22 protein-coding genes are annotated in these 25,354 nt (G+C 67.6%); 8 read left to right on the forward strand and 14 right to left on the reverse strand.

Annotated elements, in window-relative coordinates; translation table 11 throughout:
* Positions 1-4 precede the first annotated feature (4 nt).
* The 7 genes from HNR24_RS08385 to otnK all read right to left on the reverse strand — a co-directional run bounded on the left by HNR24_RS08385 (position 5) and on the right by otnK (position 7,185).
* Entirely contained in the window at positions 5-796 is a 792-nt protein-coding gene (locus HNR24_RS08385) for an SGNH/GDSL hydrolase family protein (RefSeq protein ID WP_179441586.1), read from the reverse strand.
* 125 nt (positions 797-921) lie between these two features.
* On the reverse strand, positions 922-1,551 hold the full coding sequence (gene otnC / locus HNR24_RS08390) for a 3-oxo-tetronate 4-phosphate decarboxylase (RefSeq protein WP_182495558.1): 630 nt from the start codon (positions 1,549-1,551) through the stop codon (positions 922-924).
* Between the two features lie 115 nt (positions 1,552-1,666).
* Positions 1,667-3,067: a GntP family permease gene (locus tag HNR24_RS08395; RefSeq protein ID WP_259392430.1), complete on the reverse strand. Its 1,401-nt coding sequence runs from the start codon at positions 3,065-3,067 to the stop codon at positions 1,667-1,669.
* Positions 3,068-3,102: 35 nt separating this feature from the next.
* Positions 3,103-4,062 (reverse strand): D-erythronate dehydrogenase, encoded by a 960-nt coding sequence (denD, locus tag HNR24_RS08400; RefSeq protein ID WP_182495559.1) that lies wholly within the window; start codon positions 4,060-4,062, stop codon positions 3,103-3,105.
* Entirely contained in the window at positions 4,059-4,859 is an 801-nt protein-coding gene (locus tag HNR24_RS08405; protein ID WP_058888210.1) for a DeoR/GlpR family DNA-binding transcription regulator, read from the reverse strand. The genes denD and HNR24_RS08405 overlap by 4 nt, the downstream gene beginning before the upstream one ends.
* The gene (gene otnI, locus HNR24_RS08410; protein WP_182495560.1) at positions 4,856-5,737 is read right to left on the reverse strand and encodes a 2-oxo-tetronate isomerase; all 882 of its coding nucleotides are present in this window, start codon (positions 5,735-5,737) and stop codon (positions 4,856-4,858) included. The genes HNR24_RS08405 and otnI overlap by 4 nt, the downstream gene beginning before the upstream one ends.
* A complete protein-coding gene (gene otnK, locus HNR24_RS08415; protein WP_182495561.1) occupies positions 5,737-7,185 on the reverse strand; it encodes a 3-oxo-tetronate kinase in 1,449 nt (482 codons plus the stop codon). The genes otnI and otnK overlap by 1 nt, the downstream gene beginning before the upstream one ends.
* Before the next feature lie 133 nt (positions 7,186-7,318).
* Here otnK and HNR24_RS08420 point away from each other — a divergent pair, with 133 nt between their 5' ends.
* A complete protein-coding gene (locus tag HNR24_RS08420; RefSeq protein ID WP_058888208.1) occupies positions 7,319-8,215 on the forward strand; it encodes an NAD(P)-dependent oxidoreductase in 897 nt (298 codons plus the stop codon).
* Here HNR24_RS08420 and HNR24_RS08425 read toward each other — a convergent pair.
* A complete protein-coding gene (locus HNR24_RS08425) occupies positions 8,206-9,357 on the reverse strand; it encodes a glutathione S-transferase family protein (RefSeq protein WP_182495562.1) in 1,152 nt (383 codons plus the stop codon). The two genes, HNR24_RS08420 and HNR24_RS08425, sit on opposite strands and share 10 nt — an antisense overlap.
* Positions 9,358-9,395: 38 nt before the next feature.
* Between HNR24_RS08425 and HNR24_RS08430 the strand changes: the two genes are divergently transcribed.
* Positions 9,396-10,205: an MBL fold metallo-hydrolase gene (locus tag HNR24_RS08430; protein ID WP_182495563.1), complete on the forward strand. Its 810-nt coding sequence runs from the start codon at positions 9,396-9,398 to the stop codon at positions 10,203-10,205.
* Positions 10,206-10,236: 31 nt separating this feature from the next.
* On the opposite strand, the gene HNR24_RS08435 is transcribed toward HNR24_RS08430, so the two are convergent.
* Entirely contained in the window at positions 10,237-10,644 is a 408-nt protein-coding gene (locus tag HNR24_RS08435) for a hypothetical protein (protein ID WP_157075391.1), read from the reverse strand.
* 94 nt (positions 10,645-10,738) lie between these two features.
* Between HNR24_RS08435 and HNR24_RS08440 the strand changes: the two genes are divergently transcribed.
* Positions 10,739-11,689: an SDR family NAD(P)-dependent oxidoreductase gene (locus HNR24_RS08440; protein ID WP_083504724.1), complete on the forward strand. Its 951-nt coding sequence runs from the start codon at positions 10,739-10,741 to the stop codon at positions 11,687-11,689.
* Between the two features lie 83 nt (positions 11,690-11,772).
* On the opposite strand, the gene HNR24_RS08445 is transcribed toward HNR24_RS08440, so the two are convergent.
* Entirely contained in the window at positions 11,773-13,398 is a 1,626-nt protein-coding gene (locus tag HNR24_RS08445; RefSeq protein WP_259392431.1) for a mechanosensitive ion channel family protein, read from the reverse strand.
* A gap of 185 nt (positions 13,399-13,583) precedes the next feature.
* Between HNR24_RS08445 and hisD the strand changes: the two genes are divergently transcribed.
* The gene (hisD, locus tag HNR24_RS08450) at positions 13,584-14,891 is read left to right on the forward strand and encodes a histidinol dehydrogenase (protein WP_058888203.1); all 1,308 of its coding nucleotides are present in this window, start codon (positions 13,584-13,586) and stop codon (positions 14,889-14,891) included.
* A 219-nt stretch (positions 14,892-15,110) separates the two neighbouring features.
* On the opposite strand, the gene HNR24_RS08455 is transcribed toward hisD, so the two are convergent.
* Positions 15,111-19,577: an SH3 domain-containing protein gene (locus HNR24_RS08455; protein WP_182495564.1), complete on the reverse strand. Its 4,467-nt coding sequence runs from the start codon at positions 19,575-19,577 to the stop codon at positions 15,111-15,113.
* 603 nt (positions 19,578-20,180) lie between these two features.
* On the opposite strand from HNR24_RS08455, the gene HNR24_RS08460 reads away from it, so the two are divergent.
* From HNR24_RS08460 to HNR24_RS08470, 3 genes are all read left to right on the forward strand, one after another.
* Complete coding sequence (locus tag HNR24_RS08460) at positions 20,181-20,843, forward strand: hypothetical protein (protein WP_182495565.1); 663 nt, start codon at positions 20,181-20,183, stop codon at positions 20,841-20,843.
* 221 nt (positions 20,844-21,064) lie between these two features.
* A complete protein-coding gene (locus tag HNR24_RS08465) occupies positions 21,065-21,463 on the forward strand; it encodes an RNA-binding S4 domain-containing protein (protein WP_058888121.1) in 399 nt (132 codons plus the stop codon).
* A 53-nt stretch (positions 21,464-21,516) separates the two neighbouring features.
* Positions 21,517-21,876 carry a non-heme iron oxygenase ferredoxin subunit gene (locus HNR24_RS08470; protein ID WP_058888120.1) on the forward strand — a complete coding sequence of 120 codons (360 nt, stop codon included), beginning with the start codon at positions 21,517-21,519 and terminating at the stop codon, positions 21,874-21,876.
* Between the two features lie 387 nt (positions 21,877-22,263).
* Here HNR24_RS08470 and HNR24_RS08475 read toward each other — a convergent pair whose 3' ends face one another.
* Genes HNR24_RS08475 through HNR24_RS08485 form a run of 3 tightly spaced genes read right to left on the reverse strand, consistent with a single transcriptional unit; the run spans position 22,264 to position 24,348 of the window.
* Positions 22,264-23,037, reverse strand: a complete 774-nt coding sequence (locus tag HNR24_RS08475; RefSeq protein ID WP_182495566.1) for a hypothetical protein — start codon at positions 23,035-23,037, stop codon at positions 22,264-22,266.
* Positions 23,034-23,951, reverse strand: coding sequence for an ATP-binding cassette domain-containing protein (locus tag HNR24_RS08480; protein WP_182495567.1), 918 nt, complete (start codon positions 23,949-23,951; stop codon positions 23,034-23,036). Before HNR24_RS08480 ends, HNR24_RS08475 begins: the two co-directional genes overlap by 4 nt.
* Before the next feature lie 34 nt (positions 23,952-23,985).
* On the reverse strand, positions 23,986-24,348 hold the full coding sequence (locus HNR24_RS08485; RefSeq protein ID WP_310735412.1) for a GntR family transcriptional regulator: 363 nt from the start codon (positions 24,346-24,348) through the stop codon (positions 23,986-23,988).
* 169 nt (positions 24,349-24,517) lie between these two features.
* Here HNR24_RS08485 and HNR24_RS08490 point away from each other — a divergent pair, with 169 nt between their 5' ends.
* A complete protein-coding gene (locus HNR24_RS08490; protein ID WP_058888116.1) occupies positions 24,518-25,333 on the forward strand; it encodes an HAD-IIA family hydrolase in 816 nt (271 codons plus the stop codon).
* Positions 25,334-25,354: the final 21 nt, after the last annotated feature.

Below are 25,354 nucleotides of genomic sequence, written 5' to 3' on the forward strand. Positions count from 1 at the left end.
CCGGCTACCAGACCCGGGAGGTCAGCTGCGGGTACTTCGGGGACATGTCATCGCCCGAGGAGGTGCGGGTGACCCGCCGCCGGACCCAGGGGTAGAGGTAGTCCTTGGTCCAGGTCAGCTCGCTGATCAGGCGCTCGGGCAGGGAGGCCAGCGGTGCGTCGTCGACCTCGGGGTCCTCGATCTCGTCCTTCTCGCCGAGGACCTTGAGCACCTCCTTGGCCATCATCATGTGCCCGGCGATGCCCAGGTGCATCCGGTCCTCGTCCCAGTAGCGCCAGTCCTGGAACTCACGCATGTGCCAGAAGTCGACCAGATCCAGGTCGAAGTCGGCGGCGATCTTGCGCACGTGCTCGTTGTAGATCGCGGTCCGGCCGCGGGTGGCCTTGAACAGCGGGGCCTGGCCGGAGTCGAATCCGGTGAACAGCACCACGCGGGCGCCGCTGGCGAGCAGCTTCTCCACGCCCCAGCGGTAGCGCTCCATGAGCGCGTCGATGTTCACCGTGGGGCGCAGGATGTCGTTGCCCCCGGCGTAGACCGTCACCAGGGTGGGGCCGAGCCCGATCGCGGGGTCCAGCTGCTCGTCGAGGACCTGCTGGAGCTTCTTCCCGCGCACCGCGAGGTTCGCGTAGCCCCAGGAGGAGTCGTTGGAGATCAGCTGGCCGGCCACCCGGTCGGCCCATCCGCGCACCCCGTTGGGGCTGGACGGGTCGATATCCGCCACGCCCTCGGTGAACGAGTCCCCCAGGGCGACGAAGCGTTTCTGAAAAGGACCGTCGAGTTGATCTGATGCGGACATTGAGCCCTCCCGTTCGCATGCGGCTGGCGTACTCTCTGCTGCAACCCTACCGGTGGCCAGGACTGAACCTGGCGAGCACAGTGCTGAGCTGGGTGTGGCGGTCATGGCGGACGGGGTGACCGGTCTCAGCCGAGCAGGTCCTGGATCTGCTCCTGATTCAGCGGCCGGGTGGCCCTGCCCTCGAGCAGGAAGGCCAGCTGCGCCGAGACTTCAAGCTCCTCGGCGGCGTTGACCGCATCCTCCAGCGATCCGCCCGCCACGATCGAGCCGTGGTTGGCCAGGATCACCGCCGGGCCGCGCTCCCCCGCCGCCTGAAGATCCGCCAGGACCGCTGGTGAGCCCGGCTTGTAGTAGGGCACCGTCGGCACATCTCGACCCAGCCGCATGATGAAGTACGGGGTCAGCGGCGGGATCGCCGGCTCTGTCTCGAGGCAGCTGAGCGCGGTCACGTAGGTGGAGTGCAGGTGGACGACGGCGGCAGCCTGGGGGCGGGCCTGATACATCGCCTGGTGCATCACCACCTCCTTGGAGGGCTTGGGCCCCGCGGTGTGCACCCACTGTGGGTCCAAGACCGAGAGCGCCTCCGGGTCCAGGCGCCCCAGGGAGGAGTTCGTGGGGGTCATCAGGAAGCCGTCCTGGGTGCGCACACTGATGTTCCCGGCGCTGCCCACGGAGAAGCCGCGGTCGAACAGGCTTGCCCCCAGGGCCACGATGCGCTCTCGCAGCGCCGACTCGTTCTCAGCTGGTGGTGTCATCGGTGACGTCCTCCCCCGGCGGGCGCCGAGTCGGGCTGCGCAGGCGCAGCGGATGGGATGCGTGGCGGATGGGATGTGCAGCGGCTTCGCACAGGCCAGATTCTCATGTGCGGCTCTAGAAGATCGCACTGGCGATGAGCAGCATCACCAGGGTCGTGGCCCAGCCGATGGTGGTCGGGATGGACCAGACCAGCATCTGGTGCTTTGCGTTCTTCACCCCGAGCATCCGGTTGACCACCCAGAAGAAGCTGTCGTTGAAGTAGCCGAAGAACAGCGAGCCCAGTGCGGCGGCCTGCGCGGCGAGCACCATGTTCACGTCGGGCACCTGGGCCAGGATAGGGGCGGAGATCGAGGCTGCGGTGATGATCGCGACGGTGCCGGAGCCCTGGATGATGCGCACCACGGTGGCGATCAGGAACGGGATCATGATGGTGGGAAGCGGCAGTCCTGCGACCCAGGCGCCGATGGAGTCACCGGTGCCGCTGTCACGCAGCACCGCGCCGAGCGCTCCGCCGGCCCCGGTGACCAGCAGGATGATGCCCGCGGCCTGGACGCCGTGCTCCATGTCATCCAGGGTTCCCTGCCGGCTCTGCCTGCGGGTCAGGCCGTAGATGGCCACCAGCACGCCGGCGAGCAGCGCGATCACCGGGTTGCCGATGAAGGCCGCGATCGAGACCAGGGTCGCCGGGAGGTCGAGGATCCCGGCATCGGCGATGTAGGCAGAGATGGTGTTGAAGAAGATCAGCACGATCGGCAGCAGGATCGGCAGGATCGCGAGGAACAGCGAGGGCAGCTCCTTCTCACGCTCCTCGGCGCGGGCCTGGAACTCGTCGAAGGCCTCGGTGGGGGTCAGCGCCTCTCCGGTGTCGGCCTCGATCATCGCCTCGATGCGCGGTCCCATGATCTTGGCGTAGAGCACGATCAAAAACAGCGCGGGCAGGGTCAGGATGATGCCCCAGAGGATCATCTCCCCGATGCTGACACCGAAGATCCCGGCGGCACCGAGCGGACCGGGGGTGGGCGGCACGGCGTGATGGGTCAGGATCAGACCGCCGGCCAGCGAGATCCCCAGCGTCAGGATCGAACGCCCGGTGGTGCGGCTGAGCGACTTCACCAGTGGCGAGAGGATCACATAGGCGCTGTCCACGAAGATCGGGATCGAGATGATGAAGCCGGCGCCGGCGAGCGCCCACTCCTCCTTCTTCTTCCCCAACCAGCGGATCAAGGTGTAGGCGAGCTTCTCTGCAGCTCCGGAGACCTCCAGGATCCGGCCCATCATCACGCCCAGGCCGATGACCAGGCCGATGGTGGCCAGCGTGGAGCCGAAGCCGGTGGTGATCGAGTCGATCACCTCATCCGGGGCCATGCCCGCGGCGAGGCCGGCGATGGAGGCCGCAATGATCAGCGCCAGCACCGCGTGGATCTTCGTCCGCAGCACGAAGAAGATCAGCAGCGCCACCGCGGCCGCCAGGCCGATGATGGCCGCGAGCTCCGAGGAGCCCATCGTTTCAGTCATAGTGTCCTCCTTGACACGTCATGCGGGTCTGCAGGTCAGGCGATGAATTCCGCGTGGAACTGCCGCACTGCGGATTCGAAGCTGTTGTCCGGGGCGAAGCCCTGGGCGAGGGTCCGCTCGATGTCGAAGACGCCGGGCCAGGAGCAGACGATGTCCATGATCGATTCGTCGGGGACCTCGCTGACCAGGGCGCGGGCCTCGGCGCCGCCGACGGTCTCCAGGGCGTGGAGCATCTCGCCCACGGTGACGCTGACGCCGGGGATGTCGAGCACCCGCCAGGCGGGAAGCTCGGCGGCGGGCACCAGGTAGGCGTGGACCAGGTTGGCCACGGCGGTGTTCGGGGAGGAGAGCCACATCCGGGTGTCCAGCGGCACCGGGCACACCGCCGGGATCCCCTGAAGCGGTTCGCGGATGATCCCGCTGGCGAAGGAGGAGGCCGCGGAGTTCGGTTTGCCCGGGCGCACCGAGATGGTGGGCAGCCGGGCGATCCGTGCGTCGACCCAGCCCTTGCGCGAGTACTCATTGACTAACAGCTCACCCATGGCCTTGAACGCTCCGTAGGTGGATTCCGGCTGGGTCGCGAGGTTGCCCGGGACGACCTCGGGCATGGCTCCGCCGAAGACCGCCAGCGAGCTGGTGAAGACGAAGGTCGGCCGGGAGTCGATGGCGCGGGCTGCTTCGAGCAGCCGATGCGTCGCCTCCACGTTGACCCGGTGCGAGAGGTCGAAGTCCTCGGCCGATCCGCCGGAGAGCACCGCCGCGAGGTGGTAGATCCCCGCGGTGTCGGCGTCGACGGCCTGCCGCAGCAGAGCCGGGTCGGCGAGGTCCCCGGTGAGCGAGACCACGCGTGGGTCCTGGATCGGGCAGGCCGCCAGGTCCAGCGAGATCACCTTGGTGAGCGGGTGCGGGAGCTTCCCGGCGTCGGCGGCGGCGAGCAGTTCGGTGATGACCCGGCTGCCGAGGAAGCCGGCACCTCCGGTGACGACGATGTTCATGGCGCAGTGGTGTCCTTTCGGGTGGAAGCAGTTGCCGTGATCAGGTCCACGCCGAGCTCCGCCGCGCGCTCGCGGGCAGGCTCGGGGAGGGCTGGATCGGTGATGATGCCCTCGAAGGCCTCGAAGGGGATGGCCTTGAAGGCGGCCACCCGCCCATATTTCGAGCTGTCGGTGGCCAGATAGGCGCGCCGGGAGTTCTCGATGATCGCGCGTTTGACGATGACCTTGGCCTGGCTGTGCACCGAGAGTCCGCGCAGATCGAAGCTGGAGGCTGAGACGAAGGCCAGGTCGATGTTGAACTCGGCGAGCTCCGCGGCGGTGAGCGGACCGTCGGTGGACATGTTCCTTGAGTCCAGCCGTCCGCCCAGGACATGGACCCGGGCCTGCGGGTGCTCGCCGACGGCCGCCGCGACGAGCAGATCGTTGGTCACGACGTCGAGGCCCTCGGTCCCGGCCCGCGCCACCAGGGTGCGCGCCAGCGCGAGCATGGTGGTGCCGGCGTCGAGATAGACCAGGTCCCCGGCGGAGACCAGGTCTGCGGCGCGGGCGGCGATGGAGTCCTTCTCGCCGGGGCGGATGTCCAGCTTCGCCTGGTGGGTGGCGTCGAGCTGGATCCGGGAGGGCATGGTGACTCCCCCGCTGACCGAGACCAGCCGGCCGGCGTCTTCGAGCATCTTGATGTCGCGGCGGATGGTCATATGCGAGACGCCCAGGACCTCGGTGAGCGCGGCGATGCTCACCGCGCCCTGCTCCGCGACCATGTGCACCAGTCGACGACGACGCTCGTCCGGGATCACGGCTGGTCCCCAGCGGGAACATGACCGGCCTGCGAAGATCCAGGCTGAGTGAATCCAGGCTGGGTGAATCCGGGTCGGGTGAATCCGGGCCGGGCGGCACCGGTCTGGGTCTCTCGATGGCGGGCGAACCAGCCGAGGCCGTCCTCGGTGCTTCCGGCGGGCCGGTATTCGCAGCCGACCCAGCCGGTGTACCCCGCGGCATCCAACAGCTCGAAGAGGTAGGGATGGTTGAGCTCGCCGGAGTCGGGTTCGTGCCGCTCCGGCACGGAGGCGATCTGGATGTGATCGGCCACCGGGGCGACGCGCTTGATCAGCCGGGTGAGATCCCCATCGGTGATCTGCGCGTGGTACAGGTCCAGCTGCAGGCCGGTGTTGGGGTGGTCGATCTCCTCGAGCAGCTCCACCCCCGCGGGCACGCTGTCCACGAAGTATCCGGGCATGTCCACCGGGTTGATCGGCTCGACGAGCACGCGCACCCCGTGGGCGGCGGCCACCTCGGCGGCCTCCCGGAGTCGTCGGACATAGCGGCTCCGAGCGTCCGGATCGGCTCCCGGGATCCCTGACATCACATGGATCTGCCGGCAGTCCAGCGCCCGGGCGTAGTCCATGGCGGTCACCAGGCCGGCGGCGAACTCGTCGTCGCGCCCGGGCAGTGAGGCGATGCCGCGCTCACCTGCGGCCCAGTCCCCGGCCGGAGCGTTGAACAGCGCCTGGGTCAGACCGGCGCCGTGCAGCGCCGCCGCGACCTCCTCGGCCGAATGCTCATAGGGGAAGAGGTACTCCACGGCGCGGAATCCGGCCTCGGAGGCGGCGGCGAAACGATCCAGGAAGTCAAGCTCGGTGAACATCAGGGTGAGGTTGGCGGCGAACTGGGGCATCAGGCTCGACCTTCCTGGGTTGGGGGCTGTTGGGTCGGAAGCTCCTGGCTCGCAGGCTGCTGGGCCGCGCGCTGCTGGGAGACCAGCTGCTGGGCGGCGGTGAAGAAGTCCTCCTCGCCGAAGTTCCCGGACTTCAGCGCGAGATCGAGGGGCTCCTCGCCGGTGGCCTGCGGATGCTCGCCGGGCAGGGTTCGGGTCCACGGGACTCCCGGCGCGATCTGCGGTCCAACTTCGAATCCGCGGACTCCCAGCCCCTGGGTGACGGCCCCGGAGGTCTCCCCGCCGGCGACGATGAAGCGGCGGGTGCCGTGTTCGCGCAGGGCGCGGGCAAGCCGGGCGAAGAACTCCTCGATCGCCGCGGAGAGCTCCTGGGCGCCGTGTTCCCGCTGGGCGGTCCGGACCTCCTCGGGAGAGGCGGTGGCGTAGATCAGTGGGGCCAGCGTGTCCGCGGACTGCTGCTCTCTCACCCAGCTCACGACCTCGGTGCAATAGCCCTCCGCGTCCTCCAGCACTGAGCTGATCTCCAGGGGCAGGGCCGCGGCGCGGCCGCGGTAGTCGCGCACCTGAGCATTGGTCATCTGGGAGCTGGATCCGGAGAGCACCACGGCGGGCCCGGGGGTGAAGGTCCAGTCCGCGGCGGCAGAGCGGGAAGCCCCCGCGTCCTGTCCTGTCTCGCGGCTCTGGGTCACTGTGCGGGTCTGGGTCACAGCGCGGGTCGCGGTCGACTCGCGGCTCTGGGTCACTGCGCGGGCCAGTCCGTAGCCGATCCCGGAGCCCCCGGTGATCAGCGGCATCTCGGTGAGCGCCGCCCCGAGGGTCTCAAGGTGACGCATGTCCAGGGTGTCGGGCACGGCGTAGCGCGCGCCGGAGGACCGGGCATCCTGCAGGGCCTGCCGCACGGCCTCTGGTCCGGCCTGGACCGTGGCGTAGGGAATGACGACGGCGCTGCCCTGGGCCTGTGCCTGGATGAGTCGCACCAGGCTGGAGTCGGTCATCGGGGTGACCGGGTGGTCGCGCATCCCGGATTCATCCAGCGGCTGGTCGTGGACGAAGAGGTGCCCCTGATACACGGTGCGCCCGTTGACCGGCAGCGCGGGTGCGAGCACGGTGAAGGTCTCCCCCATGGCGTCGAGGAGGGCGTCGGTGACCGGGCCGATATTGCCCTCACCGGTGCTGTCGAAGGTGGAGCAGTACTTGAAGATGATCTGCTCGGCGCCGCGAGCTCGCAGTGCGTTCAGCGCCTGAAGGCTCTGCGCCACGGCATCGCCGGGTGCGATGGAGCGGGTCTTCATGCTGATCACCGCGGCGTCCACACGCTCGTCGAACTTCTCCGGGAGACCCTCCGGGCTGGTGAATTGGACGGTGGTCATCCCGGCTGAGACCAGGAACCCGGCGATGTCGGTGGCTCCGGTGAAATCGTCGGCCAGCACGCCTATGCGCAGCGCCATGAGGTCCCTCCCTCTCGTGTTCCGCCGGTGCGAGGACCGGCCCGTCTCTGTGTGTGAATATTCACAAGCAAGTTCACATAAGCTAACATGACGGAATCAGAATGTGAAGCCAATCACGAGACGAGGACCACAGATGAGCCAGCACTCGACCACGCAGCAGGTGACCTTCGTCGGCATCGGCGCCATCGGTCTCCCGATGGCCGCCCGCGTCGCGAGCGCGGGATTCGAGCTGACCACCGTCGACTTCTCGGCGGAGCAGCGGGCGGCGGCCGCACAGCAGGGCCTGCGAGCCGAGGACTCGGCGGCCTCTGCCGCCACGGCCGACGCGGTGATCGTCATGGTGGCCACCGGGGATCAGCTGCGCAGCGCCGCCCTGGGATCCCCGGATCAGGGATCAGCCGGTCTGCTCAGCGCGATGCGGCCGGGCTCGAGTCTGATCGTGATGAGCACGGTGGGCCCCGAGGCGGTGCAGCAGCTGAGCATCCCCGCCAGGGAGCGCGGGATCACGCTGATCGACGCACCGGTCACGGGCGGGATCGCCCGCGCCGCCGAGGGCTCGCTGCGCCTGTTCGTCTCCGCCGAATCCGCCGCGGTGGAGCAGAACCGGGCTCTGCTGGAGTCGATGGGCGGCATCGTGGAATGCGGGACCGAGATCGGCGACGGCCAGTCCTTCAAGGCGATCAACCAGCTGCTGTGCTCGGTGCACATCGTGGCCGCCGCCGAGGCGCTGGCCCTGGCGGATCGGCTGGGACTCGATCAGGCCCAGGTGCTCGAGGCGGTGGCCGAAGGCGCGGCGGGCTCATTCATGCTCAGCGATCGGGGGCCGAGGATGCTGCAGGGTCCGGATGCGCAGGTGGCCAGCGCCGTGGGAATTTTTGTGAAGGACTCGTCACTGGTGAGCGAGATTGCCAGCGCGCATGGCTTCCCGGCCCCGATGCTCGAGGCCGCGCGCGCGAAGTACCTGGAAGCCGCCGACGCCGGTCTGACCCGGCACGACGACTCCCAGGTGATCGCCACCTATCAGCCGTAGAGCGGGTTGGCTCCGGCCGGCCGCTCCGAGTCGGCCACCGGGCCGGGAGCCGTGCCGGTGCCGAAGGGCGATCCGCCCAGCGCCTCGCGCCCGTGATCGCTCAGCCAGTTCTGCAGGTCCGGGCCCGCCGGGACGATCTGAGTGGGGTTGATGTCCTCGTGGACCTCGTAGTAGTGCCGCTTGATCTGGTCGAAGTCCACGGTGTCGCCGAAGCCCGGGGTCTGGAACAGGTCCCGGGCGTAGGCCCAGAGGTTCGGCATCTCGGAGAGCTTGTTCCGGTTGCACTTGAAGTGTCCGTGGTAGACCGGGTCGAAGCGGACCAAGGTGGTGAACAGTCGCACATCAGCCTCGCTGATGTGCTCTCCCATCAGGTAGCGACTGCCAGCGAGCCGGTCCTCCAGCCAGTCCATCGCGGTGAAGAGACGGTCGTAGGCATCCTGGTAGGCGCTCTGGGAGCCTGCGAAGCCTGCCCGATAGACGCCGTTGTTGACCTCGGTGAAGATCCGCTTGATCACCGGGAGCATCTCATCGAGCTTGTCCTCGGGAAGCAGGTCGGGTGCCCCGCTCCGATGATGGGCGCTCCACTGGGTGGAGAGGTCATAGGTCAGCTGCGGGTAGTTGTTGGTGACCACACCACCGGAGGGGATGTCCACCAGAGCCGGGACGGTGATGCCCCGCGGGTAGTCGGGGAACCGGGCAAAGTAGTTCTGCTGGAGCCGCTCGGTGCCGAGCACCGGGTCGACTCCGCCGGAGTCCAGGTCGAAGGTCCAGGACCGCGCGTCGTGGGTCGGCCCGGGGGTTCCCAGTGAGATGACGTCCTCGAGTCCGAGCAGGCGGCGGATGATGACGGAGCGGTGGGCCCAGGGGCAGGCGCGGGCGGCGACGAGTCGGTAACGGTCGGGCTCGACCGGCCAGGCCTGTCCCCCCTCGGTCAGACCCGCCATGCGCGGATCACCGATGGAGGAGGACTCCTCCTGCGGAGCCGAGCGCACCGCCTGCGGATCTGCGACGACGCGATCCTCGATGTAGTTGGTGTCACGGGTGAACTCGCCGCCGGTCACGTAGGCGCCCTTGGTGGAGTGCTCCGTGCCTGCGGTCTTCTGCGGTTCGGTGGTGGGCTGAGCTTCGCTGTTCTGGGCCATGGGCTCAGCCTACGCGTGAACCTCGGTAGGCTGATTTCATGTCACAGGCCAGCCTGGTGCACTCGATCACCTGCGAGAACCCCTCCCCGATGACACTTCAGGGGACCAACACCTACGTCCTGGGCGGCGATCAGGCGCGGCAGCTGATCATCATCGATCCCGGGCCGGCCGACCACCGGGATCACCTGGATCGGGTGCGCGCCGTCGTCGGCGACCGTGAGGTGGCGCAGATCCTGCTCACCCACCGTCATGCCGACCACTCCGGGGCGGCTGCGAGCTTCGGTGCGGCCTTCGCGGCGCCGGTGCGCGGGCACAGCCCGCAGCAGTGCATCGATGCGCCCGGCCGGCCCGCCGCGGCGCTGACCGACGGGGAGGTGCTCGAGCCCGCCCAGCTCCGGCTCAGCGTGCTGCACACCCCGGGACACACCTCGGATTCGGTCTGCTTCTGGCTCCAGGGCGCTGCGGAAGGTGTTGAACAGGCCATGTTCACCGGGGATACCATCCTGGGCGAAGGCACCACGATGCTGGACCACCCTGACGGGACACTGACCGACTTCCTGCACAGCCTTCAACGTCTGGAACGGTACGTCCACGCGCGGCTCCTGCCGGCCCACGGGCCGGCGCAGCCCAGCGTCTCCGCTGCGGCGCAGCGTTATCTCATCCACCGCCAGGAACGCCTGGACCAGGTGCGCTCCCTATTGGGTGACGCGGCACAGCGGGGAGTCACCTTGGATGCGGCGGCGCTGGGCAGGCTGATCTACGGCGAGCGGGCGGGGCTGCCGGCAGGGATCACCACCAAGATCGCTGCCGCGCAGCTGAAGCATCTGGAACACCTCGGCGAGCGGTGACCCGAGCCGGTCAGCGCACCGGCAGGGGCCCTCAGAAGGGTCGCGAGATGTGATCGGCCTCGATCCAGCGGATCGATTCCACCGCGATCCCCTCGGCCGTGAGATGGTCCAGAAACGCCGAGGCGGCGGAGTTCAGCCGCGCGAACGCGTCCTCGGCGGGGCCGTTGGCCGGTCCCGCGGCGTAGAAGCTCAGCTTCAGCCCGCGCCGGCCTCGCGGGTCGTGGAACTCAGCCTTGGCCACGGCCAGCTGGCCGTCGGTAACCCCCACCAGCGGGCCCTCTGCGATGTCGGCGCGGAAGGGGTCCATGAAGCCGGTGAGCTCCTCCACCGCGTCATCCACGGCGATCAGATCCTCGGCGACGATCTCGGCATGCAGCACCGCCCATTCATCGGCCGCCAGGGGGCGGTGTCCCCATGCGGCACGTCTCTTCCAGCGCAATGACCCTCCTGGTGTGTGGATTCAAGCTCAGGACCCGACGCTCCTGACAGAACGCTGATCGCAGCGCCCACCTCTGCCCTCTAGGATAGCCAGCATGAGCAACCACACGGCCGTCATCACCGGTTCCACCGCCGGCCTGGGCGCAGCATTTGCTCGCCAGCTGGCCGCCCAGGGCTACGACCTCGTCCTGGTGGCCCGCGATGGAAAGCGTCTGCGAATGCAGGCGGAATCCATGGCTTCGCAATACGGGGTGAAGACCTCGGTCATCGTTGCCGACCTGGTCACCGACGACGGCGTGGCCGCGGTCCAGGAGCGACTCGCCGATCGCACCCACCCGGTGCACCTGTTGGTGAACAACGCCGGGCACGGGCTGGCCACAGATTTCATCGACTCGGATCTCCAGGCCGAGCGCGACCTGCTGCGACTGCACGTGCAGACCACCATGGAGCTCTCCCACACCGCCGCGAACGCGATGGCGCGCCGTCGTGGCGGACGGATCATCAATGTGGCCTCCGTGGCGGGGTACACCCCCACCGGGACCTACTCGGCGGCGAAGTCCTGGGTGATCAACTTCTCCAAGGGGCTGCACTCCCAGCTGCGCTCTCGCGGGGTGACCGTGACCGCCCTGGTCCCCGGGCTGGTGCGCACCGAGTTTCATCAGCGCTCGGGCATCACGATCAAATCGGCGAAGCGCTGGATGTGGCTGGATGCCGACGACGTCGTGCGCCAGGCCCTGACGGCCAACGCCCAGGGTGCGGCGACCTGCGTGCCGGCGCGCAGCTACCAGGTGCTCACCGCCGGGCTGCGCTTCATGCCCGATTCGATGGTCCAGTGGGCCGTGGACAAGCGCACCGGCTCCCCGGATGAGGACGCTGCGGCGCAGCGCGGCGGCGCGGACGCGGCAGTGGCGGAGTACGGCGGCGGCGACGGCACCGCGGAACCCACCACCGAGGCGATCAACACCGTGGACGCCTATAAGTCAGCCAAGGCGAAGAGCTCCGCCAAGGCCAGCGCAGCCCGGGCGGCACGTCCGCCGGAGGACTGAGCCCGCTCGCACGGCGGAGCACACGCAGGCAGGGCCCTGGGCTCGGCTCAGCGCGCGGGCAGGGCCCGGAGCGCGGGCTCGACTCAGCGCTGGGAACCCAGGCGCGGCGGCGTGCCAGGACGACGCTTGGCGGCGGCACCGAAGGTCTCCTCCGCGGCGTCCTGACTGGCTGAGACCTCACGCGTCTGCGCGGCCTCTGCCGTCGAATCGCTCCGCCGGGCGGCATCGGTCCGCGGTGCTTCGCCCTTGGGCACCTGGATCGCCTGCGTGGCGGCGACATCCTCGGGGTAGGCGGTGCCGTCGGCGTCGAGCTCCTGACCGTCCTGGCGTTCCTCCTGGCGCTCCAGCCGCTCCCGGTAGGCATCGGCACCGGGGCCGGAGAACTCTCGGTTGCGCTGGACCGCGGCGATGGAGCCGGTGAAGACCGATGCTCCCTCCCCCGCCTGGGTAACCGGCTGCGAGTCCACTCCGGAGTCCACCACGCCGACCTGGCCGGTGCGCACCGGGTCCGAGGACCGCGCCAGGGCTTCTTCGTTGGTCAGCAGCATCCGCTGGGTGAACACCGCATACGGGTGTTCGGCGCGCAGGTAGTTCACCAGGTCCTCGCGGATCAGGCAGCGCAGATCCCAGAGCTCTCCGGAGTTCCGCGCGGAGACCACCACGCGGGCCTTGACCATGCCGCCCACCGCGTCGGTGACCTGCAGCGAGTAGTCCCGGCCGTCCCAGAGCTCGGCGGAGTCCAGCAGCCGCTTCAGCCGGGCGCGCAGCGGGTCCATCGGGACCCGCCAGTCGACGTCGAGCTCCACGGTGCCAAGGATGTCGGTGCCCACCCGGGTCCAGTTCTCGAACGGGGTGGCCACGAAGTAGCTGGAGGGGTAGATGAAGCGCCGCTCATCCCAGGACTTGATGACCACGGCGGTCAGTGTGATGTCCTCCACCGTGCCGAAGTTGCCCTCGACCACGACGACGTCTCCGGCGCGGATGGAATCGGTGAAGGCCAGCTGGATGCCGGCGAACACGTTGGTGAGCACCGACTGCATGGCCAGGCCCACCACCACCGAGGCCACGCCGGCGGAGGCGAGCAGCCCCGCACCGAGCGCACGCACCTGCGGGATCATCAGCAGGATCGCCGCCACGGCCAGGGTGATGATGACTGCGGTGAGGATGCGTCGGATCAGCGAGACCTGGGTGGCCAGGCGGCGCCCGCGCCGGTCCTCGACGTCCAGCTCCCCCTCGGAGTAGCCGATGTACCGGGAGTAGATCATCGCCTCGACGATGCGCACGATCCGCAGCGCCCACCAGGCGAGACCGATCACCACGGCGACCAGCAGCACGAAGGAGACCGGCTGGAACCATGTGGCGGCGCTGAGCGTGATGTTCAGCGTGAACCAGGCGCCGATGAGCACCAGCGTGATGAACAGCGGGGTCCGGGTGCGGTTCACCGCCTGCTTGACCCCGTCGTGGTGCCGGAAGATCTGCTTGAGCAGCATCGAGGACATCACGGTGACCACCAGGGCGACCAGCAGCGCGATGACCAGGCCGGTGATGATCCCGAAGAAGGGGCCCTGCTCGACGATCAGGGACTCCAGTCCCTCCGGGACGCTCTCTTCGACGACGTCACCGACCCCCTCGGTCGGGGTCGGCTCCTCCGGGGTGACCTCCGTGGTGTCTGCCGCGGTGAAGGCAGGTGAGCTCGGTGAAGAATTCATCCGGGAAAAGACCATGGCCAGCATCTTGCCATGGCGTTCTGAACGGGCACTGGAACACCGCGGAACATCCGGTGTGTGGGCTCTCACGTCACGAAGTGGGCGCAAGGCGGCCGGTATGGAGACAATGGAGGGGTGTCCGCCCGCGAGCCCGCGGGTGAACACTGACCGCACCCACTAGGAGACCCATGCTCACCCTCAAGGATCTGCGCGGGCGCACGATCGACGCCGCCGCCGTGCTGCCCCGCGCCTCGCAGGACATCTCGACCACCATCGAGACCGTGGCCCCGATCCTTCAGAACGTGCGGCGCAATGGCGTCTCCGCCCTGTTTGAGTACTCCGAGAAGTTCGACGGCGTGCGTCCGCCCTCGCTGCGGGTCCCGGCGGAGAAGCTCCGGGAGGCGGCCGAGCAGCTGCAGCCCGAGGTCCGCGCCGCGCTTCAGGAGCTGATCCTGCGTGCCCGGCAGGTCCATGACGCGCAGCTCCCCGAATCCTCCGAGGTCTCCCCCGGACCGGACGCCCGGGTGCTCAACCGCTGGGCCCCGATCCGCCGGGTGGGGCTCTACGTGCCCGGTGGTCAGGCGGTCTATCCCTCATCGGTGGTGATGAACGTGGTTCCGGCGCAGGTGGCAGGGGTCAGCTCGCTGGCCATCGCGTCTCCGCCGCAGGCCGACTTCGGCGGACTGCCGCACCCGAGCATCCTCGGCGCCGCGCACCTGCTGGGGATCGAGGAAGTCTACGCGGTCGGCGGCGCGCAGGCGGTGGCGATGTTCGCCTATGGCGCCAAGGATGAGGCAGGCCAGCAGGTGTGCCCGCCGGTCTCGCTGATCACCGGGCCCGGGAACATCTTCGTGGCCACCGCCAAGCGCGCGGTCCAAGGGGTGGTGGGCATCGACTCCGAGGCCGGCCCCACCGAGATCATGGTGCTCGCCGACGAGGAGGCTCCCGCGGAGCTGATCGCGGCGGATCTGATCTCCCAGGCCGAGCACGACGCGCTGGCGGCAGCGGTGCTCGTGACCCCTTCGATGTCACTGGCCGAGGCTGTGATGACCCAGGTCGAGCAGCAGGCGCAGGAGACCCGGCATGTGGACCGGGTCAAGCAGGCGCTGAGCGGCGCCCAGTCTGCGGTGCTCGTGGTGGACACCATGGACCAGGGCGTGGAGATCGCCAACGCCTACGGCGCGGAGCACCTGGAGCTGATGACGCGCGATGATGCCGGAATTGTGGAGCGGATCCACAATGCCGGGGCGGTGTTCGTCGGGGCCCACACCCCGGTGTCTCTGGGCGACTACTGCGCCGGATCGAACCATGTGCTGCCCACCGGGGGCGCCAGCGCTTACTCCTCGGGGCTCAACGTCTCCAGCTTCCTGCGCTCCCAGCAGGTCATCCACTATGGACGCGAAGGACTGCGCGCGGTGGCCGACCACGTCTCGGCCCTGGCGCAGACCGAAGGCCTCCCAGCACACGGCGACGCCGTGCAGGCCCGATTCCGCTGACACGGCGCACTGCCGCTCCTCGGGACTGCTAATCACCGAGACGACGACGGCGGGCGCGACTCTCCCGCGAATCAGGGAGTCGAGCCCGCCGTCGTCGTGCGTGATCAGGTTACCCGCGCGCAGCGCGGCTGTTCAGGAAGCGGCCCCTGGTGGCGCCGCTTCCTGAACAGTCCTGGAGGGTTCTGCCGGTGCTGGGCACCGAGGGGCTGAACCGGGGGTTCAGGCCTGCAGGATGTAGCTGGTGTTGACCCAGCCGGTGTGGGTGTCCCCACCCTGGGTGTAGCGCACCTTCAGCCAGGATCCTTCGCGCTGGAGCTGCTCGAGCTGCGCGCCGCGCGGGATCTGGACGAGCTTGTCACTCGAAGTGGAGGCGGTCTCGCGCAGCGGCACGCTGTGGGAGGAGGTCCAGGTTCCGGCGGAGGAGACCGATGAGGCGGTCTTCGCGCTGGGGTGGACCTTGTAGTAGGCGTCCCCGTAGCCACCGGGGTCGCCCTTGAGGCCCAGCTGGGAGGTGCAGTGCGGCCAGGCCTTCCAGCCCTGCTTCTTCCAGAGCATGTAGGCCCGTTTGATCTGCTCCTCCTTGCTCGCCTGGTGCGGGAAGCCGGAACCGCCCACCTCTTTCCAGGACTCGGGGCTGAACTGGATGCCGCCGTAGAAGCCGTTGCCGGTGTTGATCTTCCAGTTTCCACCGGATTCACACTGGGCCAGCTTGTCCCAGGCCGAGCTGTACGGTCCGTTGGCGCTCTTCTTGTGCATGCTCGCAGTCGATGGGGCGGTGGAGGAGCCGCTGCCCGAGGACCCGGAATTCGAACCGGAGTTGTTCGAGCCGGAGGTCGCCGGGGCGGAGGTGGAGAGGTACTGCGCCGACATCCATCCGGTGGCGCCGTTGACCTTGATCTCCTGCCAGCCGCTCGACTTCTTCTCGAGCAGCTCGACCTTGGTGCCGGTGCGCACGGAGAACATGGCGCTGTTCTGTGTGCTCGGACCCATCCGGACGTTCACCTGGGCCGTGGCGTAGGCGGTCCCGACGACCTTGCTCTTGCTGTTCGTCGAGTTGGCCAGGGTGGGGGTGGAGCTGCTGGATCCGCTGTTGCTCGATCCGGAGTTGCTGGACCCGGAGCTGCTGGCGGGACCGGAGTTGATGTAGGTGGAGTCCACCCAGACGGTCTTGCCGCTGTAGACGAAGCTCACCCAGTTGCCGCTGCGACCGGTGATCTCGAACTCCCGCTTGGGGTTGAGGTTCAACACGATCGGGTGCGAGGTGGCGGGGCCGCTGCGTGCGTTCAGGTAGACGTTGTTCTTGACGTGGTACTTCCCGCTCGCCGAGGTGCTCGAACCCGTGGACCCTGAAGAGGAACCGGAGTTCGAGGAGGATCCGCTGTTCGAGCCCGCGTTCGAGGAGGAGCCGCTGCCGGAACCGTTCGAGGTGGATCCCGACGCCTGGGTCAGGTAGCCCGAGTGCACCCACAGCGTCCGGGAACCATCCTTATAGCTGACCCAGTCACCCTTCTTCCCGGTGATGGAGATCTTCGTCCCCGGGGCCAACACCTTCGCGCTGGAGCTGGTCGCCGATGCGCCGGTCCGGGCGTTGAGGTTCACACCGGACTTGACCTGGAACGTGCCACTGGCCGCGCTGGTCGAGGAAGACCCGGTGTTCGAGCCCGCGTTCGAGGAGGACCCGGAGTTCGAGCCCGTGTTGGAGGAGGAGCCGCTGCCGGAACCGTTCGAGGTGGATCCCGACGCCTGGGTCAGGTAGCCCGAGTGCACCCACAGCGTCCGGGAACCATCCTTATAGCTGACCCAGTCGCCCTGCTTGCCGGTGATGGAGATCTTCGTCCCCGGGGCGAGCACCTTCGCGCTGGAGCTGGTCGCCGATGCGCCGGTCCGGGCGTTGAGGTTCACACCGGACTTGACCTGGAACGTGCCACTGGCCGCGCTGGTCGAGGAAGACCCGGTGTTCGAGCCCGCGTTGGAGGAGGAGCCGCTGCCGGTGGAACCTGTGATCCGATCAAGGAAGCTTGCCTGCACCCACAGCGTCTGTGAGCCGTCCTTGTAGCTGAACCACGCTCCGTTCTTTCCCGTGATCTCCACGGTGGTGCCCGGATTGAGAACCTTCACGATCGAGCTCGAGGTGCTGGCGCCGCTGCGTGCGCGCAGGCTCACGCTGTTCTTGACCCGGTATGCGCCGCTGGCGGCGCTGGTGCGCTCGGCCTCCTGGCTAGCCGATGTCTGGTCCAGGTATCCCGAATGCACCCAGAGGGTCCGTGACCCGTCCTTGAAGCTGACCCATTCGTTCTGCTCACCGGTGATGGAGATCCTCGTGCCGGGTGCGAGCACCTTCGCGCTGGAGCTTGAGGTGCTCGCTCCGGTGCGCGCGTTGAGGTTCACTCCGCTCTTCACGGTGTACTGGCCGCCGCTCGTGGTGGGCGTGGAGCTGGAGGACTCTGGGCCACCGGGGATCGTCTCGGTGCCCGAACCGGAACCGGTCGAGGTGGTGACCCGGTCCAGCCAGGTGGCCTGCAGCCACAGCGTCCGGGATCCGTCGCGGTAGCTGAACCACTCACCGTTCCTCCCGGTCACACTCACGGTGGTGCCGGGGTTGAGCACCTTCACGATCGAGTTCGAGGTCCCTGGGCCGCTGCGCGCCCGCAGACTCACACCGGCCTGGACCCTGTAGGTGCCGCTGGCCGCCGTCGTCGGGGTGGTGACCTGGTCCAACCAGGTGGCCTGCAGCCACAGGGTCCGGGATCCGTCGCGGTAGCTGAACCACTCACCGTTCCTCCCGGTCACACTCACGGTGGTGCCGGGGTTGAGCACCTTCACGATCGAGTTCGAGGTGCCTGGGCCGCTGCGCGCCCGCAGACTCACACCGGCCTGGACGCGGTAGGTGCCGCTGGCCGCCGTGGTCGACCCAGTGTTCGACGAGCTGCTCGACGACGCGCTGACCTGATCCAGCCAGGTGGCCTGCAGCCACAGCGTCCGGGATCCATCGCGGTAGCTGAACCACTCACCGTTCCTCCCGGTCACACTCACCGTGGTGCCCGGGTTGAGCACCTTCACGATCGAATTGGATGTCCCTGGGCCGCTGCGCGCCCGCAGACTCACACCGGCCTGGACCCTGTAGGTGCCGCTGGCCGCCGTCGTCGGGGTGGTGACCTGGTCCAACCAGGTGGCCTGCAGCCACAGCGTCCGGGATCCATCGCGGTAGCTGAACCACTCACCGTTCCTCCCGGTCACACTCACCGTGGTGCCCGGGTTGAGCACCTTCACGATCGAATTGGATGTCCCTGGGCCGCTGCGCGCCCGCAGACTCACACCGGCCTGGACCCTGTAGGTGCCGCTGGCCGCCGTCGTCGGGGTGGTCGGCGTCGTCGTCACCTGTTCCAGGAAGCTGCCCTGCAGCCAGAGGGTCCGGGACCCATCGCGGTAGCTGAACCAGTCACCGTTCTTCCCGGTCACACTCACCGTGGTGCCGGGGTTGAGCACCTTCACGATCGAGTTCGAGGTGCCTGGGCCGCTGCGCGCCCGCAGACTCACCCCGGCATGGACCTTATAGGTGCCGCTGGCCGCCGTGGTCGGGGTCGTCGCCACCTTCGTCATGAAGTCGCTGTGGGACCAGACTGTCTGGCCGTTGCGGCTGAACTTCAGCCAGCTGCCGTGGGTGGCGATGACGGTGACCTCGGTCCCCGACGCCAGGCCCTGCTGGACGGCGTAGTTGGTTCCGGGTCCGCTGCGGGCGTTCAGCGAGGCGGTGGTCCGGTACTTGGTGGGGGTGATCGAGGTGCCCTGTGGGGCGCTCGAGGCGGGCACGGTGCCCGCGGGGCGGTTCGGCGTCACAGCCGAGTGCGCCACCCAGCCGGTGCGGCCGTTGGCCGTCACCCGCAGCATCGAGTTGCTGATGGCCCCGGGCGCCGCCTTCAGCGCGGTGCCAGCTCCAAGCTGCGTGATGACCGCCCCGGAGCTGCTCGCCGTGGAGCGCAGCGCGGTGGAGGAGGAGGTGTAGTAGTCGCAGGAGGACGGTGTCGAGATGTTGAGCACCGTGGTCGCCCCGGCGCGCAGGTTCACGCCGCGCTGAGCCAGCCAGGTGGTCGGATCATGCGAGGTGCCGTTGATCCAGGCGCCCTCCCAGATCTCCAGGTGCAGGTGGGGACCGGTGGACGGGCCCGAGTTGCCGATCCTAGCGATCGTCTGACCGGCCTGGACGCTCTGACCGACTCTGACATGGGAGTTCGCATCCCACATGTGGTAGTACGCACTGTGGAAGGTCTTGCCGCCCACCTGATGCCGCACGACGACGTAGCCGGCGTTGTACCGGTTGCCGTTGAAGGTCCGCACCACGGTGCCCTCGGCCACCGAGTAGATCGGACTGCCGTCAGCAGCCCCGAGGTCCTGCCCCAGGTGCCATGTCGAGGCACCCGGAGCTGGCATGCAGCGTGGACCGTAGGGGGAGGTGTAGCTGTAGGAGCGCTGCGCCAGCGGGAACCTGAACTGGGTGGCGTTTCGGGTGGCGGAGATGTCGACGGTGCTCAGCCCGGAGGCGTTCATCGCGGGGGCATCCACCCCGGTCGCGGGCAGCGGCATCGCGTTCAGCGGCGCGGTGTCAGCAGCGGCGGCATTCGCGGTCAGCGGCATGGTCAGGCCAACGGCCAGAGTGCCGACGACGGCAGACGAGAGTTTCTTCGGCACGGGTGCTTCCTCACTAGTCGTTCAGATCAGAACGGCTCCACGAACACCGGGGCAGCACCTGCGGCAAGCGGCTGGGGGCCTCTTTCATCGCCGGCTGGGAGACCGGGAAGCCCCTTGCGGGGTGGGTGAGGGCCAGCACGCCAAGGCACGTGCATGCAGAGTATTCATGAGCAGATATGGCGACTGGGGAAGCAGCGAACTGTACTTGATGATGGGAAATCTGCGCGTACAGCCTGCCGAGTCGTGACTACTGTAACCCATGATTAGTTGTCTGCGACAAGAGTTTTTCGAAAAGCTTCCAGCGTGACTTTAACCGGCCTGTGATCGTGGAAACGAACAGAACACGATGCGCAGGTGTTCGAGGGGAATCGGCGAAGGCTGAGCGAGGGAGCCAACCCACGCACCCGCCTGGCCGCGGGTGGAACGAAGGAAGGGCAGCGCAGCTGACGAACGTCACTACCGCAGGACGCTCGCGTGGCGCTGCACTGCCCCGCCGAAGAAGTATCCCACTGCAGTGACCGGTCAACGCTCACTCCGCCAGAGTTCGAAGCCATTGTGATAAGAACGTGACCCGCCGTGCGACGCGCGTGCAACACTGGACGCATGACACCGACCATCCCCTCGAAGACCACTCCGGAGCGAAGCGTCGAGACCACGCGGACTCGCGCCCGCGGCGCGCTCGCCCTGGTGGCGATGACACCGTTGCTGCTCCTGGGATGCATGGCAGAGGAGGATCCCAGCACCGGGAATGAGACCAGCGACGCCCCCGAGGCCCCCGGCTCCCAGGCGCCGGAGTCCTCACAGCCCAGTGGAACACCGGATTCCGGCGAGACAGAGACCCCCGAGGAGGACGCACCCAGCGAGGATCCCGGCGAGATTCCCTCGCCCGAAGGACCCAGTGGGGAGCTGCAGGATCCCGACTCGCTCGACCTGGAAAGGACCGAGGAACTTGGGGCTTACTTCTCAGAAGAAGAAGCCTGCATGTCCGTCGGATCAATGATCGATGGACTGGAATCAGATATGAATTCCGGGATTGAAGAACAAGACGTTCTAGATGACATATATTCGGCCGTCGAGCAGAACTATATCCTCGTGCCCGAGGAGCTTCGTGAGCCGCTGCGCAACATTCTCACCCTGCTTGACACCGACGTCGAGACTCTCGACGAGGAATCGGTCCTGGTGGCCGCCGAGCCGGTCGCGGGCTGGCTGACTGTGGAATTCTGCGACGGGGAGTATCACAACCAGACCCCCGGGGACGATGCCTAGCCTCCGGGCGTCGCGACTCCCTGTCCCCAGAGAGTTCCCAGCCCACAAACACCGGACACCCAAGAAGGCCTCCTAGGATGGAAAGTGCCTCTTGAAGGTGCGAGTGATTCAGCAGACCCCGCGTTTCGGAACAGTGTCCCCTCACACCTCCGGACGCGGGGTCTGTGCGTTCGCCAGCTGCCCCCCGGGCAGCGCAGGAGATGAATCTCTAGACTGAACCCATGACAGAGACCGCCGCCACCACCGGCCCCACCGGCCCGGTCCGCATCGATGCATGGCTCTGGTCCGTCCGGCTCTTCAAGACCCGCTCCGCTGCGACAGCGGCCTGCCGCGCCGGCCACATCACCATCGACGGCAATCCGGCGAAGGCATCTCTGCGCATCGCGCCGGGTACCCGGATTCATATCCGTCGCCCCGGGCATGAGCTGATCCTGGACGTGGTCCACACGCTCTCCAAACGAGTGGGGCCCCCTGTTGCCAGGGAGGCCTATCGGGACCACTCGCCGGAACGGGTCCGGCCCCGCGACGTCGGACTGCCGGTGCGCGCGCGTGGATCGGGACGTCCCACCAAACGGGAGCGCAGAAAGCTCGAGGAGCTGCGCGGCAAGCTCCCGGAGTGACCGTGTCTGAAAGAATGCAGGCGCACACAGTTCTTCGCAGAGAGGCAGTACCGATGTCCACCACCGATGCACTCCCGCCGCTCGACCTCGGTCCGGCCGATCAGTTCCCGGAGGGTGAGGTCTTCCGGGTCTCCGCCCAGGACACTGGGTGGAGCGACGACATCGCTGTGGTCCACGCCGAAGACGGCGGCTTCTACGCCTTGGACGACACCTGCTCCCACGAGGCGGTGTCACTCTCCGACGGATACGTCGAAGAGGACACCCTGGAATGCCCCATGCATGCCTCCGCGTTCTGCCTGCGTACGGGCGTCCCGGAGACCCTCCCCGCGCTGCGTCCGGTGAGGACGCACCAGATCACCATCTCCGGGGATCATCTGATGCTGCACCCCGGCACCCCGCGACCGGATCAGTAGACCGCCCGCAGCCGGGCGAAGACCTGGACTACAGAGAGTCCCAGGGATCTCCCAGGAACTGCACGGGAAATCGTCAAGAATGGCACCTAGAGTATTAATTACCTCATCAAGGTGCGAGTGATTAAGAGCCCCGAGCCAGCCAATAGATGCGTCCCCTCACGCAGGCTGACTCGGGGCTCTTCTCATGCCCAGCGCGAGGTTCTGGATTCCCAGTAGATCACCAGCCAACGGCAAGTGTCCGTTCATGGAATCCCCTTACATTAGTGACTACCTCATCAAGGTGCGAGTGATTCGGAAGCCCCGGATCGGCCCATGAAGCATCCCCCTCACGCTGGCCGATCTGGGGCTTCCTTCTTTCTGCTTCGCGGCCCTGGGGCCGGGTGAGGTTCAGACGGTGGGCACCGCTCGCCGGATCACCCCATAGTTCAGCGCGGTCACCCCCAGGACCAGCAACAACACCCACCCGGCGAAGGAGTACGCGCTCTGCGCCGCCAACCAGTCCCCCACATGGGGCCACCACTCGTTCTGCGTCGTGAGCATGACCACGACCGCCAGCAGCGCCACGAGACCCAGGATGATGACCCAGAGGAGAAGCAGGCTGACGCGCCGATACAGGATCGACCAGAAGAACCCGACCATCATGGCCGCCAGACACAGTGCCCCCGCGAGGAGCCCAGCACCCGGTACCCCGGCGTTCTGAGTCATGAAGGGCAGATCGAAGCTGTAGCTCTCGGCCCAGAACCCATTGGTCGCACGTTCAAGGAGGATGGCGATCGAGAAGAGTGCACCGAAACCGGCAGACACCGCCGCGAAGGCCAGGAACGCCCCGAGCACGAAGACCCTTCTGCTGTAGCTCAGCGCCATGGCGAAAGGGAAGGTGTGCGAGGCCGAGTAGGCGGCCATGAAGGCCAGTGCCCAGACCGTGGCCTGCGCAGCCCCGGTATACCCGGGCCCCGGATCGCCGCCTGCCAGGTAGCGCACCCAGTGGCCGATGCCGACGGCCACGGCCCAGGCACCGAAGAACACGACCAGCGGGACTCCGATCATGGCCGAAGGCACCGTGAACTGCAGCCTGAAGGCTGCGGGAACGCGGGCGAAGCTGGAGCACCTCGTTCCCACCCCCTGAGCCTCCGGAGTCGTGGGGTCAAGGGTGATGCTCATCGGGCCACCTCCTCGGTCGGATCCGCAACGGTCTGGTGAATCGAGTGCTCGCGCGCCGTGAGGCGCACGATGAGCTGCTGCAGGGAGACGGGGGCGACATCCACATCCCGCTCCTGCAACGCCCGACGTTGCGTCTCGTCGAGGGCGCCCAGGACGGTGGTCCGCACGATCCGTCCCATCGCTTCGTGGTGCAGCACCTCTCTGGCGCCGGCAATCTCTGCCACGGCGTCTGCTCGGCCAACCAGGGTGACAGCGCGGTCGCGCAGCTGCTCCACCGGCTCCTGGAGCAGGATCTGGCCCTGGTCGATCAACACGACGGTCTCTATCAGGTGCGCGATCTCATCGATCAGGTGGGAGGAGATCACGACGGTGCGCGGATGCTCGGCATAGTCCTCGAGCAGCCGGTCGTAGAACAGCTGGCGGGCCACGGCATCAAGCCCCATGTATGGCTCGTCGAAGAAGGTCACCTCGGCTCGCGAGGCGATCCCGATGATGACACCAACTGCGGAGCGCTGACCTCGGGACATCTTCTTGATCCGGGTCTTCTCCGGGACTCTGAATTCGCGGGCCAGCTGAGCGGCCAGCTCAGCGTTCCAATTCGGAAACGCCCGGCCTGCAGCTGCGAAGGCGTGCTTGGCCAGCGCGTCGTCGACGTAGCGCTGTTCCTCACGGACGAAACAGATCTTCGGAAGCACCTGCTCGTTCTCATGCGGGCGCTCTCCCAGGACCCGCACCTCTCCGCTCGAGGGCCAGTCCTGAGCTGTGGCGATGGACATCAGCGTGGTCTTCCCGGCACCGTTGCGACCGAGCAGCCCGTGGATGACGTCCTTCTCGAGCCGCAGCGAGATCTCCTGCAGCGCCGTGGCACTGCGATATCTGCGCGAGACTCGGATCAGTTCTATGGCGGTGCTCATGACCGCCTCCTTCCTTCGGCGCCCTGCGCGCTGTTCACGCCCTGGCGCGGAGCATCTCAATGATGGACTCCACCGAGAGTCCGACGGCGCGGCCCTCGGTGATGACCGGGTCGAGGTAGTTCGCGGCGAACTGCGCACGACGCTGGGCGGTGAGGATCTCCCGGGCACCGGGAGCCACGAACATGCCCAGCCCTCGGCGCTTGAGCAGGATCCCGCGGTCCACCAGCAGGTTGATGCCTTTGGCGGCCGTGGCCGGATTGATCCGGTGGAAGGATGCCAGCTCATTGGTCGAGGGGGCACGCTCGCCTTCAGCCAGGGAACCGTCAAGGACGGCGGCCTCCAGCTGCTCGGCGATCTGCACGAACAGTGCCCGACCCTCTTCCACGACCCGATCCACCTCTCCTTGAGAACACCTCGACAATACCCGGTGCGCTACCTCTATGGTTAATTACTCTACTAATGAACCATAGAGGCAGCGTTGCGTCAAGGGTGTGCATCGCGGCTGTGTCCCAGGTCCCAGGGCTGATTGCTGGTAGCCCTGTGGCCGGAAGACATAGGATCAGGTCATGAACGGTGAGAACATCGAATGCTGGCTGACCGATATGGACGGGGTGCTCGTCCGGGAGCAGGAGGCGCTTCCGGGTGCCGCAGAGCTGCTGGAGCAGTGGCGGCGCAAGGATCTCCCCTACCTGGTGCTGACGAACAACTCGATCTTCACCGCCCGGGATCTCAGCGCCCGGCTGCGACATTCCGGACTGGTCGTGCCGGAGGAGCGCATCTGGACCTCAGCGCTGGCCTCGGCCACGTTCCTGGCGAACCAGATCGACCCGGAGTCCAACGCTCAGGGCAGCTGCTACGTCATCGGCGAGGCCGGACTCACCACTGCGGTCCACGCGGCAGGCTTCATCATGACCGAGACCAATCCGGACTACGTGGTCGTCGGTGAGACCAGGAACTACAGCTTCGAGGCCATCACCAAGGCCGTCCGGCTGATCAACGACGGCGCACGGTTCATCCTCACCAACCCCGACGCGACCGGGCCGAGCCCGGAGGGCGTGCTGCCAGCCACCGGCGCCATCGCCTCACTGATCACCAAGGCCACCGGACGGGTCCCGTATGTGGTCGGCAAGCCCAACCCGATGATGTTCCGATCGGCGCTGAATCATCTCGGTGCGCATTCCATGGAGACCGCGATGATCGGGGACCGGATGGACACCGATATCGTGGCCGGCATGGAGGCCGGGATGCACACGATCCTGGTGATGACCGGGCTCTCCAGCCGCGCCAGCATCGCGGACTTCCCGTTCCGTCCGAACCAGATCATCGACGGCGTCTACGAGCTGCTCGAGGATCCCGTGGACCAGGACGACGACGCCCAGTAGATCCCTCGCACAGGACCGCCT

Source organism: Nesterenkonia sandarakina, from assembly GCF_014138825.1.
Lineage (GTDB): Bacteria > Actinomycetota > Actinomycetes > Actinomycetales > Micrococcaceae > Nesterenkonia > Nesterenkonia sandarakina.

Bases quoted from the DNA above. Each gene is read 5' to 3' on its own strand.
- HNR24_RS08385 (WP_179441586.1), bottom strand. From the start codon at position 796: ATGTCCGCATCAGATCAACTCGACGGTCCTTTTCAGAAACGCTTCGTC.
- otnC (WP_182495558.1), bottom strand. From the start codon at position 1,551: ATGACACCACCAGCTGAGAACGAGTCGGCGCTGCGAGAGCGCATCGTG.
- HNR24_RS08395 (WP_259392430.1), bottom strand. From the start codon at position 3,067: ATGACTGAAACGATGGGCTCCTCGGAGCTCGCGGCCATCATCGGCCTG.
- denD (WP_182495559.1), bottom strand. From the start codon at position 4,062: ATGAACATCGTCGTCACCGGAGGTGCCGGCTTCCTCGGCAGCCGGGTC.
- otnI (WP_182495560.1), bottom strand. From the start codon at position 5,737: ATGCCCCAGTTCGCCGCCAACCTCACCCTGATGTTCACCGAGCTTGAC.
- otnK (WP_182495561.1), bottom strand. From the start codon at position 7,185: ATGGCGCTGCGCATAGGCGTGCTGGCCGACGATTTCACCGGAGCCACC.
- HNR24_RS08420 (WP_058888208.1), top strand. From the start codon at position 7,319: ATGAGCCAGCACTCGACCACGCAGCAGGTGACCTTCGTCGGCATCGGC.
- HNR24_RS08425 (WP_182495562.1), bottom strand. From the start codon at position 9,357: ATGGCCCAGAACAGCGAAGCTCAGCCCACCACCGAACCGCAGAAGACC.
- HNR24_RS08430 (WP_182495563.1), top strand. From the start codon at position 9,396: ATGTCACAGGCCAGCCTGGTGCACTCGATCACCTGCGAGAACCCCTCC.
- HNR24_RS08440 (WP_083504724.1), top strand. From the start codon at position 10,739: ATGAGCAACCACACGGCCGTCATCACCGGTTCCACCGCCGGCCTGGGC.
- HNR24_RS08445 (WP_259392431.1), bottom strand. From the start codon at position 13,398: ATGAATTCTTCACCGAGCTCACCTGCCTTCACCGCGGCAGACACCACG.
- hisD (WP_058888203.1), top strand. From the start codon at position 13,584: ATGCTCACCCTCAAGGATCTGCGCGGGCGCACGATCGACGCCGCCGCC.
- HNR24_RS08460 (WP_182495565.1), top strand. From the start codon at position 20,181: ATGACACCGACCATCCCCTCGAAGACCACTCCGGAGCGAAGCGTCGAG.
- HNR24_RS08465 (WP_058888121.1), top strand. From the start codon at position 21,065: ATGACAGAGACCGCCGCCACCACCGGCCCCACCGGCCCGGTCCGCATC.
- HNR24_RS08470 (WP_058888120.1), top strand. From the start codon at position 21,517: ATGTCCACCACCGATGCACTCCCGCCGCTCGACCTCGGTCCGGCCGAT.
- HNR24_RS08475 (WP_182495566.1), bottom strand. From the start codon at position 23,037: ATGAGCATCACCCTTGACCCCACGACTCCGGAGGCTCAGGGGGTGGGA.
- HNR24_RS08480 (WP_182495567.1), bottom strand. From the start codon at position 23,951: ATGAGCACCGCCATAGAACTGATCCGAGTCTCGCGCAGATATCGCAGT.
- HNR24_RS08490 (WP_058888116.1), top strand. From the start codon at position 24,518: ATGAACGGTGAGAACATCGAATGCTGGCTGACCGATATGGACGGGGTG.